General features: G+C 45.2%; 22 protein-coding genes. 13 read left to right on the top strand and 9 right to left on the bottom strand.

The features are described 5' to 3' along the window. The first annotated feature begins 3 nt into the window (after positions 1-3). The 3 genes from VIM91_RS06120 (at position 4) to VIM91_RS06130 (ending at position 2,304) form a co-directional block, all read left to right on the top strand. The gene (locus tag VIM91_RS06120) at positions 4-510 is read left to right on the top strand and encodes a HugZ family protein (RefSeq protein ID WP_331863933.1); all 507 of its coding nucleotides are present in this window, start codon (positions 4-6) and stop codon (positions 508-510) included. A gap of 176 nt (positions 511-686) precedes the next feature. After that, positions 687-1,553, top strand: coding sequence for an RNA polymerase sigma factor RpoH (gene rpoH, locus VIM91_RS06125; RefSeq protein ID WP_331863934.1), 867 nt, complete (start codon positions 687-689; stop codon positions 1,551-1,553). 76 nt (positions 1,554-1,629) lie between these two features. Further along, positions 1,630-2,304 carry a YoaK family protein gene (locus tag VIM91_RS06130; RefSeq protein ID WP_331863935.1) on the top strand — a complete coding sequence of 225 codons (675 nt, stop codon included), beginning with the start codon at positions 1,630-1,632 and terminating at the stop codon, positions 2,302-2,304. A gap of 11 nt (positions 2,305-2,315) precedes the next feature. Here VIM91_RS06130 and VIM91_RS06135 read toward each other — a convergent pair whose 3' ends face one another. From VIM91_RS06135 to bioH, 3 genes are read right to left on the bottom strand one after another with little or no spacing between them, the layout of a single operon-like run. Further along, positions 2,316-2,687 carry a SirB2 family protein gene (locus VIM91_RS06135; RefSeq protein WP_331863936.1) on the bottom strand — a complete coding sequence of 124 codons (372 nt, stop codon included), beginning with the start codon at positions 2,685-2,687 and terminating at the stop codon, positions 2,316-2,318. 3 nt (positions 2,688-2,690) lie between these two features. Continuing rightward, on the bottom strand, positions 2,691-3,626 hold the full coding sequence (gene bioC, locus VIM91_RS06140) for a malonyl-ACP O-methyltransferase BioC (RefSeq protein ID WP_331863937.1): 936 nt from the start codon (positions 3,624-3,626) through the stop codon (positions 2,691-2,693). Next, positions 3,619-4,422 carry a pimeloyl-ACP methyl ester esterase BioH gene (gene bioH / locus VIM91_RS06145; protein ID WP_331863938.1) on the bottom strand — a complete coding sequence of 268 codons (804 nt, stop codon included), beginning with the start codon at positions 4,420-4,422 and terminating at the stop codon, positions 3,619-3,621. Before bioH ends, bioC begins: the two co-directional genes overlap by 8 nt. A gap of 210 nt (positions 4,423-4,632) precedes the next feature. On the opposite strand from bioH, the gene VIM91_RS06150 reads away from it, so the two are divergent. Further along, positions 4,633-4,842: a cold-shock protein gene (locus VIM91_RS06150; protein WP_029933322.1), complete on the top strand. Its 210-nt coding sequence runs from the start codon at positions 4,633-4,635 to the stop codon at positions 4,840-4,842. 216 nt (positions 4,843-5,058) lie between these two features. Then, positions 5,059-5,556, top strand: a complete 498-nt coding sequence (locus tag VIM91_RS06155) for a DsrE family protein (RefSeq protein ID WP_331863939.1) — start codon at positions 5,059-5,061, stop codon at positions 5,554-5,556. A gap of 51 nt (positions 5,557-5,607) precedes the next feature. Here the strand turns inward: VIM91_RS06155 and bioF are convergent, their stop codons facing one another. Both bioF and bioB read right to left on the bottom strand, forming a co-directional pair. Beyond that, a complete protein-coding gene (gene bioF / locus VIM91_RS06160) occupies positions 5,608-6,777 on the bottom strand; it encodes an 8-amino-7-oxononanoate synthase (RefSeq protein WP_331863940.1) in 1,170 nt (389 codons plus the stop codon). Positions 6,778-6,785: 8 nt separating this feature from the next. After that, entirely contained in the window at positions 6,786-7,778 is a 993-nt protein-coding gene (bioB, locus tag VIM91_RS06165; RefSeq protein WP_331863942.1) for a biotin synthase BioB, read from the bottom strand. 61 nt (positions 7,779-7,839) lie between these two features. Between bioB and VIM91_RS06170 the strand changes: the two genes are divergently transcribed. From VIM91_RS06170 to VIM91_RS06185, 4 genes are read left to right on the top strand one after another with little or no spacing between them, the layout of a single operon-like run. Next, complete coding sequence (locus VIM91_RS06170; protein WP_331863943.1) at positions 7,840-8,514, top strand: ComF family protein; 675 nt, start codon at positions 7,840-7,842, stop codon at positions 8,512-8,514. 47 nt (positions 8,515-8,561) lie between these two features. After that, on the top strand, positions 8,562-9,158 hold the full coding sequence (locus VIM91_RS06175) for a flavin reductase family protein (protein WP_331863944.1): 597 nt from the start codon (positions 8,562-8,564) through the stop codon (positions 9,156-9,158). Positions 9,159-9,191: 33 nt separating this feature from the next. Next, on the top strand, positions 9,192-10,076 hold the full coding sequence (locus tag VIM91_RS06180) for a cation diffusion facilitator family transporter (RefSeq protein ID WP_331863945.1): 885 nt from the start codon (positions 9,192-9,194) through the stop codon (positions 10,074-10,076). A gap of 12 nt (positions 10,077-10,088) precedes the next feature. Continuing rightward, the gene (locus VIM91_RS06185; protein ID WP_331863946.1) at positions 10,089-11,210 is read left to right on the top strand and encodes a glycerate kinase; all 1,122 of its coding nucleotides are present in this window, start codon (positions 10,089-10,091) and stop codon (positions 11,208-11,210) included. A gap of 27 nt (positions 11,211-11,237) precedes the next feature. On the opposite strand, the gene VIM91_RS06190 is transcribed toward VIM91_RS06185, so the two are convergent. Genes VIM91_RS06190 through VIM91_RS06200 form a run of 3 tightly spaced genes read right to left on the bottom strand, consistent with a single transcriptional unit; the run spans position 11,238 to position 15,016 of the window. Beyond that, positions 11,238-13,013: a sugar phosphorylase gene (locus VIM91_RS06190; RefSeq protein ID WP_331863947.1), complete on the bottom strand. Its 1,776-nt coding sequence runs from the start codon at positions 13,011-13,013 to the stop codon at positions 11,238-11,240. Positions 13,014-13,022: 9 nt separating this feature from the next. Continuing rightward, entirely contained in the window at positions 13,023-14,234 is a 1,212-nt protein-coding gene (locus VIM91_RS06195) for a glycosyl transferase (protein WP_331863948.1), read from the bottom strand. Beyond that, complete coding sequence (locus VIM91_RS06200) at positions 14,231-15,016, bottom strand: HAD-IIB family hydrolase (RefSeq protein ID WP_331863949.1); 786 nt, start codon at positions 15,014-15,016, stop codon at positions 14,231-14,233. The genes VIM91_RS06195 and VIM91_RS06200 overlap by 4 nt, the downstream gene beginning before the upstream one ends. Positions 15,017-15,136: 120 nt before the next feature. On the opposite strand from VIM91_RS06200, the gene VIM91_RS06205 reads away from it, so the two are divergent. Continuing rightward, a complete protein-coding gene (locus VIM91_RS06205) occupies positions 15,137-16,147 on the top strand; it encodes a hypothetical protein (RefSeq protein WP_331863950.1) in 1,011 nt (336 codons plus the stop codon). Between the two features lie 19 nt (positions 16,148-16,166). On the opposite strand, the gene uvrD is transcribed toward VIM91_RS06205, so the two are convergent. Further along, positions 16,167-18,365, bottom strand: coding sequence for a DNA helicase II (gene uvrD, locus VIM91_RS06210; RefSeq protein ID WP_331863951.1), 2,199 nt, complete (start codon positions 18,363-18,365; stop codon positions 16,167-16,169). A gap of 357 nt (positions 18,366-18,722) precedes the next feature. On the opposite strand from uvrD, the gene trxA reads away from it, so the two are divergent. The 3 genes from trxA (at position 18,723) to VIM91_RS06225 (ending at position 20,783) form a co-directional block, all read left to right on the top strand. Then, positions 18,723-19,049 (top strand): thioredoxin TrxA, encoded by a 327-nt coding sequence (gene trxA / locus VIM91_RS06215; RefSeq protein WP_029933335.1) that lies wholly within the window; start codon positions 18,723-18,725, stop codon positions 19,047-19,049. Positions 19,050-19,174: 125 nt separating this feature from the next. Further along, positions 19,175-20,434: a transcription termination factor Rho gene (gene rho, locus VIM91_RS06220; protein WP_331863952.1), complete on the top strand. Its 1,260-nt coding sequence runs from the start codon at positions 19,175-19,177 to the stop codon at positions 20,432-20,434. A gap of 97 nt (positions 20,435-20,531) precedes the next feature. Further along, the gene (locus tag VIM91_RS06225; RefSeq protein ID WP_029933337.1) at positions 20,532-20,783 is read left to right on the top strand and encodes a type B 50S ribosomal protein L31; all 252 of its coding nucleotides are present in this window, start codon (positions 20,532-20,534) and stop codon (positions 20,781-20,783) included. The last annotated feature ends 73 nt before the right edge of the window (positions 20,784-20,856 follow it).

The following is a 20,856-nucleotide window of genomic DNA, read 5'->3' on the forward strand; positions in this document are numbered from 1 at the left end:
ACAATGAATAAACATGACCCTCAAACCATCTGGCATCAATTTCAGCAGTTTATCGCCAGCTTTCAAACCGCTGTGATTGGTAGCCTTTCCAACGATGGTGAACCTGAGGTCAGTTATGCGCCAGTTATTCAGCACCAGGCCTGCTTTTATATTTATATTTCGGAATTGGCGAGTCACACCCAAAACCTTAAAAATCACCCGCAAGCTGAACTGTTGTTTATTGAAGATGAATCCAAAACCAACAACCTATTTGCGCGCGAACGCGTCCGGCTTAAAGTAATCGCTGAAATCATCCCGCGCGATACCGAAGCTTGGACAGAGATCATTGGACTATTTAGCCAGCAACATCCGCAAATGATGGCTTTACTCACTAATATGCAAGATTTTCAGCTATTCAAACTCACGCCTCAGCAAGCGCATTATGTCGCTGGGTTTGCCCAAACTTACTCCTTAACAGGGGAGCAACTTTCCGAAGTTCGGCAAGTCATGGAATCCCGCTTAAAGCCATAAATCAAAGCCCTCTCTCAAACCTAAATATCACATTAACTATTAGGCATAAGCCACTGTAATAATTCGATATTAACCACAATAGACCTCTTATCTTTTCAACAAAATTCACTTGCTTTTTTTATGCAAAAGTGTTATTTTAAATAGATCGAAAAAAACAACCTAAGAGGTCGTGAAACATGACAACTACTGCGCTTACAATTCAACAGCTAACGCCAGGCAAAAACCTGGATAGCTACTTGCGCACAGTTCGTACGCTTCCTCAATTAAACGCTGAGGAAGAACGTGCATTAGCTGAGCGCTTGTATTATCAACAAGACTTAGAAGCGGCTCGTCAACTGATCTTGTCTTCTTTACGTTATGTCGTACCGGTGGCGCGTAGCTATAAAGGCTACGGCTTACCATTAAGCGACTTAATCCAAGAAGGTAACATTGGTTTAATGAAAGCCGTTAAACGTTTTAACCCTGAAGAAAAAGTACGTTTAATGACCTTTGCCGTGCATTGGATTCGCGCCGAAATTAACGAGTTTGTGATTAAAAACTGGCGTATCGTTAAAACTGCGACCACCAAAGCTCAGCGTAAATTGTTCTTTAAATTACGCGGTGCAAAACATGCCTTAGAGTGGTTTAGTGACAAAGATGCAGACCGTGTCGCGGAAGATTTGGGCGTTACACGCGCAGACGTACTTGAAATGGACAGTCGCTTATACGGCAAAGACATTCAAGTTGATATGAGTTCGGATGAGGAAGAAGAACGCGGTTATACCGCACCTGTATTAATCAGCCATGAACTTGACCCAGAAACCCACTGGGTACGTGAAACCGAAGAAACTCGTCAAACCGAGCTTATGCAAGCGGCGCTAAAACAATTAGACGCGCGTAGCTTAGACATTATCCAATCACGTTGGTTAGGCGAAAATAAACTTGGCTTAAAAGAGCTTTCAGAAAAATATGGCGTTTCGATGGAGCGCATCCGCCAAATCGAACAGCAAGCCATGAAAAAGATGAAAGCCATCCTTAATCAAGACATTGCATTATCAGCTTAATAGGCCTGATTAAAATCAATCAATATGCGCCCATAATGGGCGCATACTTTTTCACCCCATACAAATTATCAGGCTAATGAATCCCAATCCTTTTTCTATCCGAAACTTTATGCTGCTGGGCGGATTTATGGCCTTGCAAGCCGGCTACATCAATACCATTTTATTTTTAGAGTTTGGCTTTCCTGTCAGCCAAATGACCGGCATCATGTCTCGCTTAAGCGAGAGCTTGTACCACAATACTTGGTCTATAACTTTTAAAGCCAGTTTAGTTTTTGTCGGATTTGTATTAGGCGCGCTTATATCAGGCCTGGTGATTGGCGACAGAGAAAGCCCTCAAGACCGTCGCTTCGCAATTGGAATGATTCTACTGTCGGCGAGCTTGTTTGCAAGCGCTTGGTTAGCAAGCTTGATGCATTTGGCTACACTTTTTACCACCGCTTTTGCTTGCGGCTTACAAAATGCCTTAACCGCAAAATATCGTGGGCTACAAATGCGCACCACCCATGTCACTGGCATCGTCACAGATCTTGGCGTTTATTTAGCTCGAATGATAAAAGGCCAAGGCTGGCCTTGGCAGGCCTGGTTGCTCATTTTACTGATTGTCAGCTTTCTGGTTGGCGGCGTACTTGGCATACTCATGTTTGCAATCTGGTATGGTGCAAGCCTACTCATTCCAGCTTTAGCTTGCATCCCGATTGCACTGGCGTGGTTAAGACTCGCCCACAAAAGTAAAAGTCCGTTCCGCCAATAAAGCCAGTTTGGTTAAAACGGCCAAACTACCTTATGCACCGCAACGGCCACGATATAAAACAGCACCACTAACGCAACTAACCAGTAGATGGCTTTTTGGGCGCGAGTTTTAGCGAAGCGGAAGGCCATCAAACCTAAACCAATATAAGCAACTAAACCTAAGATTTTGGCGACAATCCAAGGGTCGGTGAAACTAAAGTCGGTGACCATCACAATCCCGATGGCGGAGACTAATAACAAGGTATCCACAATATGCGGCAGAATTTTAACTGGCTTTTTGCTTACCCAGCCTTGGTTAAAAATATGACCAATACCGCGGCCAAAAAATCCAACAATGCTTAACAACACCGCTACCTTGTGCAATAAAACTAATCCGAAATACATACATTAACTCCCTGGTTTTAATTGATTTTGAAACTGATCTAACGTGATTTCATAAACACCGGATTTATTACGCCCCGGCCCTTTCATAACTTCTTTGGCTGCCCAAGCATGGCCGTGCACAATTTCATAACTGGCGGGAATTTTGCCTTGTTTGCGTGCAAGCTCATACGCATCCAACATGGCTTTAAACCGTGCTTTGCCAGTTAAACCTTGTGAGCGTTCGCCTTGCGCATTGGTCGCACCAATCGCTTTTAAATCGCGTATTACGCCGATTGGCTCATCATAGGTTAAAGTGTAATGTTCCACATCCATAACCGGTTGACCAAAACCGGCGCGAATTAACGCATCACCCAAGTCATGCATATCGATAAAGTGATTCATACGTTGATGTCCAGCCTCACCTTCTACCGACACCCAGGCCTGGCGGAGTTCTTTTAAGGTATCCGGCCCTAAGCTGGTGAGCATTAACAAGCCCTCTGGCCGTAATACTCGGCGAAACTCACTTAACACGGCGTCTAAGTCATCACACCATTGCAGCATAAAATTAGTGACAATCAAATCTTGGCTCGCATCGGCTACTGGCAAGGCATAAGCATCGGCTTGAATTAAATTCACCGGACAACGTAACCAATCTAAGCGCGCCGACCAGCTTGCTGGTAACCATTTAAAAACTGGACGCAGTAAACGCAACTTAGCCTGTTGTAACATAGTATCCGATAAATCCAACGCACTAATCTGTGCATTGGGGTAGCGCGCCAGCAGTTTCTCGGTTAAAAACCCCGTGCCCGCGCCCACATCTAATACACGTTTTACATCTAACGTCATTAAGTCTAAACGTTCGTCTAGGTTTTGCGCAGACAGTTTTTGCAGCACGGCGGCTTCATCATAACGTGCGGCGGCTTTAGAAAAATGTTGGCGTAGGTGCTGTCGATTAACCATGCACCTCACCCAATAAAAATGTGTTTATTTGATGAGCCGTTTGTTCGGGGTGAGAGAAAAACGGAATGTGTGCCGCCCCCTGAACCATTTCAATTTTTGCTTTAGGTTGTAACACCGGTAACTGCTTGATAATCTCAGGCGGCACTAACGGATCTTTTTCACCCAACAACCATAAAGTAGGAGCCTGAATTAAGACCAACTTTTGACGCATATCAATATCACGCAACAACTCCAACCCTTGTAATAAACCTGCAAAACTCGGTAAATTACGTGTTTTCATCTGACTCGTATAATGTTTAATCAATTGGCGCGCACCATCCGACCCTTGCAACTGCAGCTTCCAAAAGCGACTCAATAAACCCCAGCTATCCAGGCCAAGTGCTTTAATAAAGTTACTCATTAACTCCGGTGAAACTGCCCATTTCCAATTACCTGCCTGCACAAAACACGGAGTTGAAGCCAAGCAAATCAATCGATTGATGCGTTCTGGATAGGCTTGCGCCAATTGCTGAGCAATCAATCCACCCAATGACCAACCTAATAAATGTGTTTTACTTGGTAATACATCGGCTACAGAGTCTAACCAGGCCTGGTTGAGATCGCTACCATCTTGTAACTCCAGTTTCGGGCTGGCACCAAATCCCGGCAACTCAATTAAAGTCACCTCAAAATGAGGGGCAAGATAAGTTTCGGCCCAGTCTCGCCAAACCGCATTTTGCGCACCCCAACCATGAATCAAACAGAGCGATTCACCCTGTCCAAAAGTTTCGGTATGTAATTTGATGCTCGATTTCATGATTTAGCTCAAAAAAATAGTTGTAAGGATTGTAACGATTGCGTGACGCCAACGCCATAAAAAAGCCGCTTTTTTGCAGTTACCGCCTCAACTGCATGAACTTCTTAGTAAATAATTCATATATAACGATACTTTTTTAAAAACTTGGTGATACAATGACTGAGCGTCATTAAGTTTGATGACGTTTTATTTGTTTTTTTTGAGGTAGTTATGTCAGATTTAGTAACAGGCACCGTTAAATGGTTTAACGATGAAAAAGGTTTCGGTTTTTTAGCACAAGAAAATGGTCCAGATGTATTCGTACATTTCCGTGCCATCAATGGCAACGGCCGTAGAACCCTAGCTGAAGGTCAAGCAGTGACTTTCAACATTACTGAAGGTGAAAAGGGCTTACAAGCGGAAAACGTTACAGCACTTTAATCCTAATTTGTTGCTCTAACACTTGTGTTTAAGCAGCCGGAACCGTGAGATTGTTTTCAGCCTCGCGGTTTTTTTATATCTAAAATTTCTAGCGCGTTGCCATTTACCAATCGTGTAAGCAATGCGAATTATTCTGATTCAAGCCAACAAGCCAGCAGACTTTTCTTTATACTTATACCCATAACTATTTTGTGTATTCGTTTAAGGAGTTTTGTCATGCGCTTTCTACAAATATTTGCGATCAGCTTGATCACCACGCTCGGCTTCAGTGCGCCGACCATTGCAGCCGACACACTAAAATCAGTTCCCGAAATTAAAGGCCCCAGCCAAGATCGCTTTCCAGGTGATCCCGCTAACCACAAAGTGGTATATATGTTTAACCAAGCCGATGAGGCATATCAAACCAGCATTCTCAACTCGATTCAGGCAATGATTCGCCAGTATGGAGATGACGTTGAAATCGCAGTGGTCGTCATCGGCCCAGGCATTCATGTTTTAGCTAAAGAGCCTAAACGCGAAGTTGATTCCTTGATTTATGACCGAGTTGAAAGCTTTGCAAAAGACTACAATGTTCGCTGGATTGCATGCGGTAACACGATGCACACGATTGGCTGGGAAGATAAAGATATGCGCCCATTTGCGGAATATGCCGAAGTAGGGGCCTCGGCTTTAATGGAGCTACAAGCAGCGGGCTTCACCTATATTGCTTGGTAAGGGTTAGTCATACCAGGCCTGGTGGTTGGTGTATAGAATATAAAAACGAGCTTAAGGCTCGTTTTTTTGTAACTGGACTAACGCCTCCAACAAGCTCGAAATTTGGTTCTCTTGGTGGGACGCGCTTAAAGTCACTCGCAAGCGTGCTTGATTTTGCGGCACCGTCGGCGGACGAATCGCGGCGACCCATAAACCCGCTTTCTTAAGTGCGTCGCTCCACGCAACCGCTTGTGCACTATCACCCAATAAAATCGGCTGAATTGCGCTGGCCGATGGCATTAACTTTAACCCTAACGCGTCCGCCCCCGCTCTAAATTGCGCAATATTTTTGTGTAGTTGCTCGCGTAAATCATCGCCTTCACGCAACAACTTTAAAGCCGTACGTGTGGCTAAGGCATTCATGGGGGACATAGCGGTCGTATAAATAAAGGGTCGCGCAAACTGAATCAAACTTTCGATTAATAAATTTGAACCGGCGACAAAAGCGCCCGATGTGCCAAACGCCTTACCAAAAGTGCCAACAAGTACGGTATCGACATCGATCGGCAAGTTAAAGTGATCAAAACTACCTTTGCCCTGCTTACCCAAAACACCTAAGCCATGCGCATCGTCAATCAACAACCAGGCCTGGTGCTTGTTGGCTAAAGCCTGCAGCTGGCAAATATCGGCCAAATCACCATCCATGCTGAACACGCTATCGCTCACAATTAAGCTGGGCGAATCCGACTGTTGCAGCCGTGAGTCGAGCGCAGAATAGTCAAGATGAGGATAACGTTTAAAGTCCGCTCCACTAGCAAGCGCGCCATCAATCAAAGACGCATGATTAAGTTTATCGCCGACAATCAAGTCGCCCTTTTGCATCAAAGTTTGTTGTACCGCTAAATTCGCCATATAACCGGTGGAAAATAACAATACGCGCTCCACGCCTAACCAGTCAGCCAATTCATCTTCTAATAAATGATGATGCAAATGGTGGCCAGTTACTAAATGCGCGGCGCCGGATCCCCAACCCGCTGTATCGTCATCGCACACCGCCTGTTTAATGCGAGGATCGGCGGCGAGACCTAGATAATCATTCGAGCAAAAGTTGATCATCTGCAAACCATTAATTTGCATTTGCGGACGCTGAGGAGAAAGCGCCAACGGACGTTGGCGATAAAGGGATTGCGCTTGTCGTTCGTCTAACCTAGGTTGAAAACGATCCGCGATACTGAGTTTCATGGCAAAACTTAAGCCGACTCTTCTTCAAGATGAGCTTTGGCTTGGGTTTGCATATTTAAACCCAACTTTTTAAATAACTGCACATCACTATCGGCTTCTGGGTTATCTGTGGTTAACAACTTATCACCATAGAAAATTGAGTTGGCACCGGCAAAGAAGCACCAGGCCTGGGCTTGCTCATTTAATTCCATGCGACCCGCCGATAAGCGCACATAGGACTGCGGCATCAAAATACGCGCGGTCGCAATCACACGGATAAACTCAAATGCATCGGTTTTGCCCTTCATTTCAGCCAAAGGCGTACCTTCAACCGGCACCAATAAATTAATCGGCACACTGCCAGGATGATTTTCCATATTGGCAAAGGTGCGCAATAATTCAGCGCGATCTTTGTGCTGCTCGCCCATGCCGATAATGCCGCCTGAACACACGTTAATGCCGGATTTTTGTACCTTTTCAATCGTATCTAAACGATCCTGAAAAGAGCGTGTGGTGATGACTTTGGAATAATAAGCTTCTGAGGTGTCTAGGTTATGATTGTAATAATCTAAACCGGCTTCTTTTAACGCCGCGACCTGGTCATCGTCCAACATACCTAGTGTCATGCAGGTTTCCATGCCCAAATCACGCACCACTTTGACCATTTCCAGCACCACCGGAAAGTCTTTTTTGTTCGGGTTACGCCAAGCCGCGCCCATGCATAAACGGGTCGCACCCTTGGCTTTGGCTTGCATGGCTTTATCCAGCACTTCTTGCACCGCCATCATTTTTTGTTTTTCTAAACCCGTGTCGTAGCGTGAACTTTGCGAACAATAGGAACAGTCTTCCGCACAACCGCCTGACTTAATATTGACCAAAGTGCTGATTTGCACTTCATTGGGTTCAAAATTCATACGGTGAACCGTATGCGCTTGAAACATCAAGTCGTTAAAAGGTTGATTCATAATGGCGTGAATTTCGGCCAACGTCCAATCATGACGAATTTGTCCTAAAGATTTCATTTCGAGACTCGCGTTTAAAATAAGCGGTTATTATAACGATAATTCAACCTGGATTTGGAAAATGCATTGGCTTGAAAAATGGCTGTTTCCGCCCACCTGCGTTATCACGGGCGTCACATGCGAAAAAAAAGACTTAGACCCAAGTTTTGTCAGCAAATGGCAAATTGGCTCTGAAGTCTGTCCGCGCTGCGCCGAACCGAGCCCACAAGGATTACTCTGTGGCCAATGTCTGGCAAAGCCGCCGAGAGTGAATCGAACTCAGGCTGCATTTAGATTTGAAGATGAACTGCGCGACTTAATGTATCAATATAAATATCATCAGCAATTGCATTTAAGCCGATTGTTTGCAGAATTGTTAGCCGAAAAAGTAGAGTTTCAAGGGGTTCAGGGCATTATTCCGATTCCGCTTCATCCTTCGCGCTTGCGAGAACGTGGTTATAATCAAGCATTTGAATTGGCACGCATGTTAAGCCCGATTTTGAATATACCAATCATTTCCGCGCTAACCCGGCCACTTGCTACGCCAAGTCAAACACATCTCAAAGCCAAACAACGTCACCAAAATTTAAATCAAGCTTTTGTCGCCGACCCCCAACTTCTAGACAACCTGGATCAGGTGGCTTTGCTCGATGATGTCATCACCACTGGAGCCACCATGCAAGCCGCCGCGAAACAACTTCAAACCGCGCGACCAGGCCTGGTCGTTGAGGCTTGGGCTGTCGCTAAAACACACTGATCGCAGTTGTTGTAAAATGAAGGCTCATTATCAAGGAGTGCCTGAGCATGTTTAAGTCCGTATCCGAATTAACCCCGCAGGAAATTTACCGTTATTTAGTCGGCGGCATCGTGCCACGCCCGATCGCTTGGATCAGCACTCAAAACTCGGATGGTGTACAAAACCTAGCGCCTTATTCCTTTTTTACGGTCGCCAGTGTAAACCCGCCGGTGTTGGCAATTACGCATATTCCATCGCGCGCTCAAGCCGAAAAAGATACCTTAAAAAATCTACGTTCCAACCTGCAATGCGTCATCAACATTGTGAGTGCCGCACAAACTCAATCCGCTAATGCCAGCAGCCAACCACTGGCCAATCATGAAAGTGAGTTTAAAACCTTCGATATTGCATCCACCCCTAGTCAACAAGTATCCCCCGACAGTGTCGCCGACTCAAAAGTTCGTTATGAATGTCAGTTACGCGATATTGTTGAAGTAAGCACTGGTGGCCAGCTCATTTTAGTGGAATTGATTGGCATCTTTGTGGATGACGATTTAATCCAAGACGGTGTGATTAACTCCGCTAAACTCGATGCCGTTGGTAAAATGGGCGGTGATGAATATAGTTTGACTCGTGAACTCATAAAAGCCAAACGTCCAGACTAACCCAACACAAACTTTATACTTTGAGAGCTTAATATGCATTCACACCCATCTCCTCACCATAGCCATACGGCGAAACCCAACCAAAAAAACCAGCGTAAAATTATTATCGCTGCGATTTTAACCTTTACCTATATGACGGTAGAGGTCGTAGGTGGAATTTGGGTTAACTCAGTTGCCCTGATTGCCGATGGCATGCACATGCTTACTGATTCGATTGCGCTCGTAATCGCTTGGTGGGGTTTTCATATCGCACAAAAACCGGCGACTGAACGCATGACATTTGGCTATATGCGCGCTCAAATTTTGACGGCTTTTGTGAATGGCGCGGCGTTACTTTTAATTTCGGCTGGTATTGTGGCGATGGCGATCGAACGCATGTTTAACCCTCACGAAGTCATGGGGGCCGAAATGTTTATAATCGCCATTATTGGGTTAGGCATTAATTTAACCGTGTTTATCATGTTACATAGTGGTGATCAGCAAAACCTCAATATGCGAGGCGCGACCCTGCACTTTATGGGTGATACCTTAGCCTCGATTGCGGTCATTACCGCCGCCATCATTATTTATTTTTCCGGCTGGAATATCGTCGATCCAATCCTATCGATTTTAGTCGCCTGTATTATCGCGTTTAATGCCTTCAAGCTCACACGTTCGGCCGCCACCATATTATTGGAAGGTGTACCGGCAGGCTATGAAATTCAGGCTATTAAAGACGACTTAGCCGAACGCTTTCCTTATCTTGAACAAATTCATCATATTCACCTGTGGGCGATTGCCGAACAACAAGTGATGATGACGCTGCACGCTAAAACCGATCTTTCACATATAAATGATGAGACGCTGTTCGAAATTAAAACTTACCTCAATGATCATCACGCCGTGCATCACGTCACGCTGCAACTCGAAACCTTATAAAAGGCGGAAACCATGCGCAGAATTCTACTCGCCCCCGACAGCTTTAAAGGTTCGATCACGGCGCGTGAGTTTTGTCGCATTGGCGCGCAGGTTATCCAGCGTCATTGGCCAGATATTCAAGTCATTCAACGTCCTTTATCAGATGGTGGCGAAGGCTTTGTAGAGGCGATGCTAGAGTCTGGCCAAGCCACATGCCATGTTGTTAACAGCTTAGACCCACTTGGGCGTCCAATAAAAGCGGCCTTTGCTTGGCAAGCCGACAACCATACGGCGATTATCGAGATGGCGCAAGCCTCCGGTCTGCCCCTGCTCAGCAAACATGAACGCGATCCGATGCAAGCCGGAACTTTAGGAACCGGTCTGGTAATTAAAGCCGCCATCGAACTTGGAGCGAGACGCATTATTTTGGGGCTTGGCGGCAGCGCGACCAATGATGGCGGTGCCGGTGCTTTGCAGGCACTGGGAATCCAACTTCTGGATCAGCAAAACCAACCGATTAAACCAGGCGCGCAAGGCCTAATGCAATTGGCCAGGATTGGTGAAATTCCGCAAAATTTGTTAGATATCGAATGGCAGCTGGCTTGCGATGTCAGCAATCCTTTATTGGGCGAAAACGGAGCGACCGCCATTTATGGCCCACAAAAAGGAGTCACGGCTCAAACGCATCCTAAACTAGAACAAGCTTTAGCTCAGTTTGCCCACTTGATTGACCAAAAAACCGGCCACAACATCACTACCAGGCCTGGTGCTGGTGCCGCTGGTGGCATGGCGGGTGGCTTTATGGGCTTGTTAAATGCGCAAACTCACAGTGGCTTTGCATTGCTGGCTAACAGCATCGGGTTAAATCAGACCTTTGAACAGGGTGTGGATTTGGTGATTACTGGTGAAGGCCGTATGGATGCTCAAACTCGTCAGGGCAAACTGCCGATGAAGCTTGCCGAACTGGCGCAAACCTACCAAGTGCCGATTCTGGGCATTTGCGGCCAACTCGATATTCGCGCCGAACAAGCACCCGAGTTTATTGGCTTGTTCAGCCTAGTAAATCGTTTAACCGATGAAGCCGATGCGATGCAACAAACCGAAACTTGGCTAGCCGATACAATCTATAGTGCTTTAAATCTTTACTTACATTAATGCAAAGTTAAGCACCAGGCCTGGTACTCAATTGGTACTCATCGCCCAAAGTGGGCTCACATTGTCCACGCTATCTGGCATCAGCCACACAACTTGATAAGGCTGTAAAACTAACGGTTTTTGCTTGGGTTGATAATGTTGATGATCCAATATATCCACCCAGCCAACCGCTAGATCTAAACCCGCTTCGTGTTGCATATCCAATTCTTTTACCTCACTGGTTAGGTTAAAGATCGCCAATAACGGAAAATCCAACTCGTTAAGACCTCGCCAAATGGCGAAAAAACTGGAACCTACATCCAGCACCTTCTGCGAGGTGTCGGGATGAAAAGCTTTGTGTTTTTTGCGCCGTTTTAACACATGAATCAAACGATTTAAAACTTGCGAGTTGGCGGTATTTTGAGCATCCAACAAGGCTTTTAAATAACTTTTTTCCCACTTTTTGCGGTTAATACTGCGCGTACGGCCCGTGCGCTCGACACCTGTTTGATCATTTTCGGTCGCCAATAAACTGTGGATGTAGATGGCAGGAATGCCCTGTAAACTCAGCATGATCAGTTGCGAACAAATAAAGCGATCTATCTGCCATTGATCTGGCCCCTGACTATTACAGGTTTCGCGAAATGCGCTAAACAAGGCAATGTTAATTTCATAGGGTGACTCCGAGCCATCCGGCCGAGTGCGCATAGAAATGTAACCGCCTTGGCGGTGCATGCCAGTGATCAAATCCTCAATTTCACGCTGCGGTAAAATGCCTTCGACCGGCCGCAAACCTATACCATCATGCGAAGCGGTAAAGTTTAAAAAATTACAACCTTCGGCGGGCGGTTTAAGTTGTTGCGCCCATTGGGTTAAATAGTAACCATCAGCACGATACAAGGCGTGCAATACTAACGGTGCCAAACTAAACTGATAGACCAGATGAGCTTCGTCTTGTTGACCAAAATAAGACAGGTTTTCGTTATGCGGCACGTTGGTTTCGGTCAGAATTAAACCTTTTGGGTTCACCAAGTCGAAAACGTCTCGAATCAGCTTCACTACTTCATGTGTTTCAGGTAAGTGAATGCAGTTAGTGCCCAGTTTTTTCCATAAAAATGCAATCGCGTCTAAACGCAAAATATGGGTTTTTTGTTTAACGTAAAACAAGAGCACTTCGATCATCTTCACCAATACAGCTGGATTTTCGAAGTTTAAATCAATCTGATCAGCACTAAAGGTCGCCCACACCATTTTGCGTCCACGGTGAGTATAAGCGGGCACCAACAAAGGCGAGTTTCGAGGTCGCACCACCATCGACACATCCTCATTGCCATCCACTTCTATAAAAAACTGATTAAATGGCGCAACATCCGCTTTGTAATCGGTAAACCATAAACTCTCGCGCGAGATATGATTAATCACCAAATCCACCATGAGCTGATAGTCGGCACTGATGGCCTGAATATCCGGCCAATCGCCAAAATCTGGCTCAACCTTGACATAATCAATCACCGAAAAGCCATCATCCGAACTGAACGGAAAGAACGGCAACAGGTGAATGGTATTGACTGCATCTTTAACATAGTCTTGCAAAAATTCACGCAAAACTTGCAAAGGGGGTTGCGTTTGTTCTGTATCAATCAAGCTATCCGCATAACTAATTAACACCACGTCTTCTTGGTTCCAGTGCTCATCCTCCTGCGTCGATTCAACGCCACAAATTTGAATCAGGCGATTCAGTTCTTGATACGCGTCTTTCGCCTGCTCGAGTGGATAGAGTTTTTCTAAACGATGTTTAATGCGTTCAAATATCGCTTGGCTCATGTTTAACTCCTAGGCATTATCCTGTTCTACCGCATGTTTGAGCTCGTCTAATATATCGGGAAAAGCACTAATCACTCGGTTCCAGTTCGCCACAAACGGCCGCTCATCGTGCATTTCCATAAACGCCTCGCCTGCCACCAATAAATTGTCTGCAAACAATTCCACTACACGCTCTTCTTCGTGACGGTCTAACGATAACCCATTCATCTCGGCATCAAACGCATAAGATTCCAACTGATCCAAAGCGGTACGATGATAAACAGCACGAATCGTACGAATCGTTTGTCGTGAAAACTGATGTCCACTGGTGGCTAATTTGCGATACAGGGATTTGGCAATATCCTGGCTCATGCGTGATAAACCGGCATTAACATCATCAAACGATACTTTTTGATGTTTGTGATCGTAACGGTCGGCCACCTCTACTTGGCAGACACGACGGTTAGAATAGTTACGTCGTATTTCAGCCAAAATCCCAATTTCTAGTCCCCAGTCGCTGGGAATTCGGACATCTTTTAGCGCACTCACTTCAAGCGCAAACTCCCCCGCTAATGGATAACGAAACGAATCTAAATAAGTAATTAAATCATCTTGGCCTAATACCGTTTCTAAACTTCGTAATAGTGGCGTTACCAACAAACGTGCAACACGGCCATTCATATGACCATCCGAATAACGCGCATAATAACCTTTTGAAAATACAAAGTTGAAAGTTGGGTGAGCCACCGGATAAAGCAGACGGGCTAACATCTCACGCTCATAAGTCAGCACATCACAGTCATGTAACCCAACTACCGAGGTTTTACCCGAAGCCAACATATACCCAAAGCAGCCCCACACATTTTTGCCCTTACCCGGTTCGGTCGGTGCTAAATTCAATTTTTTCAGTGGTTGCATGACTTTTTGCAATCTTGGACCATCATTCCAAAGAATTTTATGCGGCTGCGGTAAGCGTGCAAAGAATTGCTTGGCATGTTCAAACTGAGTTTGATTGGCCTGATCCAAGCCAATCACAATTTCAGATAAGTAAGGCACGCGTTCCAATTCATCTAAAATACGCGTTAAAGCCTCACCTTCAAGCTCACTATATAAAGAAGGCAACACCAGCCCCATCGGGCGTTCGCGTGAAAAATTCACCAAATCCCACTCAATCTCCGATAGATCACGCCGCGTTAAATTGTGTAGGGTCGTTATTGTGCCGTTTTGAAAAAAATCACTCATTCCGCCTCCTTTAATACCCACCGCTTGACCGCTTCTATCCAGCCCAGGGGGGCGGATTGTTGAGCCTGATAGATTTGATTATTTGAATTCAAAGATAAATATTGGCCTTTTGCATCGGGCATCACCACCGCCACATCCGCCATTTCAAGCATCGCGCGGTCATTTTCACCATCACCCAACACCAGCAACTGCCAATCGGTCTGCTCAGGCAGCTTCTGATATTCTTGGTTGATAAGCAGGGTTTTGAGCGCACTGGCCTTGGAGTGCTGCGCCATTACATGATAAAAGCGACCGCCTTTTTGGAGCTGCAAACCTTGTTGCGCCAAGGCTTGTTCAAATAGCACCAGGCCTGGTGCTTCACCTAACCACAGAATAGGTTCGGTCACTTCGCGCTGTTGGGCATTCCGTGCATCTTGCGCATTCAGGCCGGTGTGCTGTATTACCTGTTCAACCGTCCAGTCGCCAAAGCCTTCAAACAACCATCCATGTTGATCACGCCAAAGGTTTAAAAAAGTGCGTATTTGTTTGATCGGTCGACCTGTTAAAATCGCTGGCTGTTGACCGATTTGAATAACGCCACCATTTTCAGCAATCACTGGCCAAGTCAAATCTAGACATTCTCGCCACTTACTCAGTTCTGCTCGTGTTTTACTGGAATTTAGAATCACAGGAATCGCGTGTGCTTTTAATTGCGCCAGCAATGCAACAATACCCGTGTAGTCATAAGTCTTATGATTTAATAAAGTGCCATCTAAGTCGGTCGAAATCAGCCAGCCAGCCATCAAACCTCTCCTAATATGTTGTTTTTATTAAACCATAAAGCAAACTTAAATCCCAATTAGTCAGCACAAAACTAACTTAAAGGCTAATATATAGCTTGTTGGTTTTTGTATGAATTTTCTATGCCCATCGCCCTACCTTTCAAAATTAGTTTTTGGCTAAGTTTATGCCTCTCGTTTTGGGTGCTACCTAATACGGCTAGTGCGCAAGAGCCATCTTCAAATGATCAAGCACCACTTAATAATGGCGAATACTTTAAGTTGGATTTTGAATTGGTCACCATCCAAAACAATCTGGCCTGGTTGACCAAGCATATCGATCGTTATGCCAATAGTATTGATCGATTTTTTACACCCGAATCTGAGGTGCCAGAAGGTAAGTCTTTAATCAAAACCACCCTCAGTCATCAAAGCTCGCAACACTTAAGCGCACAAAACCAATTTAAATTTAAGTTAGTTGCGCATCTACCCAAAACCCAAGAACGCTGGAATGTCTATGTCGAATCCTTTTCGGGCCCAGACGAACGTAATGCACAATCTAGCGCCCAAACACAACTTGATGCTGAACAAGAAACCCTATTAGGCTTAAGCTCTATTTATCAGTTTTCGGATATGATTGGCTTCAAAACCCGCACCGGTACCCGCTTGACTGACGGTGAATTGAGTCCTTATATTACGGCCAAACTGCGCTTAGAATATGCAATCAACCCCGATTTATATTTGGCGTTTGAACCGGAAGTGTTTTGGCGAAGAGTTGAGGGTACGGGTAAAGAAGGCACATTAAACTTGGCTTATCAGTATGATGAACAACACTATTTGCGCTCGACATCAAATGTGTTTAAGTTTGATGAGCTACCCGAATGGGAAATTTCACAGGTTTTTGAGTGGCGACATAACTGGGATAAAAATAACCGCCTAAGTTACCAGCTGGGGCGTCAGTGGGATTGGACTCGTGAATATGACTACAAACAGCTGGATACTTATGCACAACTAACCTGGCGCCACCAAATGTATGATAATTGGCTATTTTTATCCGTTACGCCGGGTGTACACGCGCCACTTGAACTGGACTATCAAACCAATCGGTTTATTGTAGTCAGTCTAGATATCTTTTCCAGAAAAGTGGGACTTTAATTCACCCTTTGTTGCTTAATTATAGCGCCTCCAAATTGGCATAAGCCTTAACCAACCACTTTGAGCCAGCATGTTTAAAATTGACTTGAATACGTGCATGATCTCCCGACCCTTCGGTCGCTAATACCGTTCCTTCACCAAATTTTTGATGAAACACACGCTGCCCCATCACAAAGCCAGCCTCGTTATGCTGAGTTTTTTGGCTGCTTGTCGATGCCCAATCGCGTGCGGTTTGCACTTGGCCGGTCATACGCACCCAGTCGAGACAATCCTCTGGCAATTCTTTTAAAAAACGCGAAGGACCGGAGTAAATTTCTGCGCCGTGTAAACGCCGGCGCAGCGCATAGGACATCACTAATTTTTGCTCCGCACGAGTAATGCCGACATAAGCTAAGCGGCGTTCCTCTTCCAGTCTAAACGGATCATCAAACGAGGGTTTTGAAGGAAACAGGCCTTCTTCCAACCCGACCATAAATACCAGCGGAAACTCCAAACCCTTGGCCGAATGCAAGGTCATTAGCTGTATCGCTGACTCCCAAGCTTCGGCCTGATTGTCGCCCGCTTCCAAAGTTGCTTGGGCTAAAAAGTTAAGTAATGGGTTATCGCTAATCGCGGCATCTAAATCATCAGGGTTCGGGTTTTCTTCAGCAGGCGGTGCTTTATCAAACCCGCTGGCCGCGTTAATCAATTCATCCAAGTTTTCAAGCCGCGCCTGACCCTGCTCGGAGCGATCTTTTTCGAAATGCGTTTGCAAGCCAGAACGTGAAATCACCATCATTACTTGATCTTGTAAGCTCTTACCTTGGGTATCAATTTGCAACTGCTCAATCAAATCTAAAAACCCACTCAGCGCGCCTTTGGCTCGTGCAGTTAGGCCTGACTCCAATTGAACCTTGGCGGCATCCCACAAAGATAAACCTAAATCCCGTGCTAAGTCGCGCACGGTCTGCATGGTTTTTTCGCCTAAGCCGCGTGTCGGTTGGTTATAGACGCGCTCAAACGACGCATCGTCATCGCGGTTTACCAATAAACGTAAATAAGCCAGTACGTCTTTCACTTCAGCACGATCATAAAATCGCAAGCCGCCATAAATTCGATAAGGCATTTCGGCTTGAATCAAAGCCTGCTCAAACACCCGCGACTGGGCATTTGAACGATATAAAATTGCCACGTCAGAACGTTCGCCACCTTGCTCAACCCAAGCTTTGGCTTGGCTGATCACATAATTAGCCTCGTCATATTCGTTAAACGCCTCATAAATGCGAATAGGGTCGCCGTCTTCGCCGGCGCTCCATAGATCTTTACCCATGCGTTCGGTGTTAAACGCAATAATATGATTAGCGGCTTTCAAAATACGCCCAGTTGAACGATAGTTTTGCTCTAAACGTACCGTTTTTACATCAGCAAATTCTTGCTCAAACAAACGGATATTTTCGATTTTGGCGCCACGCCAGCCATAAATGGATTGGTCATCGTCGCCCACTACAAACAATTTGCCCGTGCCGCCCGCTAATACTCGCAACCAGGCATACTGCAAACTATTGGTATCTTGAAACTCGTCCACCAAGATGTGTTTATAACGTGCTTGATAAAAACTCAAAATCTCTGGGCGCTTCAACCAGAGTTCATGCGCACGCAATAACAGCTCAGCGAAATCCACCAGGCCTGCTTTTTGACACTGTTGCTCGTAGGCTTGGTAAATTTGCAGCATTTTTTTCACGAACGGATTGTGACCTGGGTCAATATGATGCGGACGCCGACCCTCTTCTTTTTCACCATTAATATAGGCTTGCACTTGCTTGACCGGCCACTGAGTTTCATCCAACTCCATCGCCTTTAATAGGCGTTTAATTAAACGTTTTTGATCGTCCGAGTCTAAAATCTGAAAGCTTTGTGGCAAGCCCGCCGCTTCAAAGTGCTGTCGTAATAAGCGATATGCAATGCCATGGAAGGTTCCCATGGTCACGCCCTGTGCTTGGTGACCAATCAGCTGTTCCATACGGCCCCGCATTTCACGTGCGGCTTTATTGGTAAAGGTGACGGCTAAAATATTAAACGGTGATAATTTCATCACTTCTGTTAACCAAGCAATGCGATGCACTAATACGCGTGTTTTACCACTGCCTGCACCCGCCAAAATCAACGCATGACGTTCTTCTAACGTCACCGCTTCGCGTTGCGCATCGTTTAAGTCGTTTAATATAAATGTAATATCCATGGGCGCTGATTGGTTTAACCTAAATGTGTGGGTGGTTTAATAAGATTGTGTTCTGCGAAATCGTTCGGTGCGTTATGCTACGATAAAAAACGCCAAAAGGGAAAATGCATTAAAAATTCCATCGGACATAAAAAATTAGCTTGCAAATCCTACATGCCTAGTGTAATAATTATCAGAATGTTTTGTCAGGGCAAAAATCAGCCCCCGAATCACAGTGATAATAGAGTAGCTAAAAAATAGTGAAAAATCACTGCTCTTCGTTTCAACGAACACTTTCCGTACGAATCCCCTCACACACTGATGACATTCAGAATGGCCATTCGTACCAAAAAAATATAACTATATAAGGAGTTACCTATGAGTGACAAAATTATTGCAACATCTGATGCCAACTTCGAAGCCGAAGTTTTAAAATCTGAACTACCAGTATTGGTAGATTTCTGGGCTGAATGGTGTGGTCCTTGTAAGATGATCGCTCCGATTCTTGACGAAGTAGCTGGCGATTACGATGGTAAGCTAAAAATCGTAAAATTGAACATTGATGAAAACCCATCTACACCACCACAATATGGTGTTCGCGGTATTCCAACACTAATGCTGTTCAAAAACGGTGAGGTAGATTCAACCCAAGTAGGCGCACTGTCTAAATCACAACTATGCACTTTCTTGGATAACAACCTGTAACATCGTTTCACGCGCTGAACGCAACTTCAGCGCGTAACATTCCAACCCACGTTCCCAATCAGAATTTCAAACCCGCCTTTAAATTAAGGCACTTCCTTTAAATAATAAAAACACCAAAAAGCATTATGAATCTAACTGACTTAAAAAAACTCTCAGCCGCTTCACTTATCGATCTTGCTAGCGAAATGGGATTGGATAACAATCTTGCTCGTCAGCGCAAACAAGATATTATCTTCGCCATCTTAAAAGGCCACGCGCAAAAAGGTGAAGACATTTTTGGTGAAGGCGTGCTTGAAATTCTGCCGGATGGCTTCGGCTTCCTGCGCTCTGGCGATGGCTCTTACTTAGCTGGCCCGGACGACCTTTATGTTTCACCCAGTCAAATCCGTCGTTTTGGTTTGCGTACTGGTGACACAGTTCAAGGTAAGATTCGTCCACCTAAAGAAGGTGAGCGATATTTCGCCCTACTAAAAGTGGATCGCATCAACTTCGAAGACCCAGAAGTTGCGCGTAAAAAGATTGCATTCGAAAACCTCACCCCTTTGCATGCCGACAGCCGCATGCGTATGGAAATTGGTAACGGCAGTACCGAAGACATTACGCCACGCATTATTGACCTAGCCTCACCAATCGGCAAAGGTCAGCGTGGCCTAATTGTTGCCCCACCTAAATCCGGTAAAACCGTGATTATGCAAAGTTTGGCACAGTCGATTGCCGAAAATCATCCTGAATGTTATTTGATCGTATTATTGATTGATGAACGCCCAGAAGAAGTAACCGAAATGCAACGCACGGTTAAGGGTGAAGTGATTGCGTCCACCTTTGATGAACCGGCTACTCGCCACGTACAGGTTGCTGAAATGGTGATTGAAAAAGCCAAGCGCCTAGTCGAACACAAAACCGACGTGGTGATTTTGTTAGATTCGATTACACGTTTAGCACGCGCTTACAACACCGTGGTTCCGGCCTCTGGCAAGATTCTAACCGGTGGTGTGGATGCAAATGCTTTACACCGCCCAAAACGTTTCTTTGGTGCCGCGCGTAATGTTGAAGAAGGCGGTTCTTTAACCATTATTGCTACCGCGTTAGTCGATACCGGCTCCAAAATGGACGAAGTTATTTTCGAAGAATTTAAAGGCACCGGCAACATGGAACTTCACTTGTCGCGCCATATTGCTGAAAAACGCACCTTCCCGGCGATTAACATTACCAAGTCCGGCACACGTAAAGAAGAGCTCTTAACTACCCAAGAAGAACTCCAGAACATTTGGATTCTACGTCGTTTCTTACACAGCATGAACGAAGTAGAAGCCATTGAAACCCTGATTGATCAAATGAAAGTGAGCAAAACCAACACGGCTTTATTTGAGTCGATGAAACGCTAGTTTATTAGATAAATCAGAAACATGACTTGATTTTAAGTTTTTCTCTGTTAAAATCTCGTCTTTAATTTTTAACCCCCTATTAATTTGGACCGTCATTATGAAAGCAGACATTCATCCAGAATATAACGAAGTCGTCTTCCAGGACATCTCAACTGGTGAGACATTTATGACTCGTTCGACCATGAAAACTTCTGGCGATACAATCACTCTAGACGGTAAAGACTATCCGCTGGTTCGTGTTGAAGTATCAAGTGCTTCTCACCCGTTTTATACTGGTAAGCAGACACTGGTTGACACCGAAGGTCGTGTTGAGAAGTTCCGTCAAAAATACGGTTCACTTCGCAAGTAAGATCAGGTTTTTACCTATCGCCGTCAAACGCGTCTCTAAAGCCACATTTTTATGTGGCTTTTTTGTTTGTGCA

The organism is Thiomicrospira sp., from assembly GCF_036568485.1.
Taxonomy (GTDB): Bacteria; Pseudomonadota; Gammaproteobacteria; order Thiomicrospirales; family Thiomicrospiraceae; genus Thiomicrospira.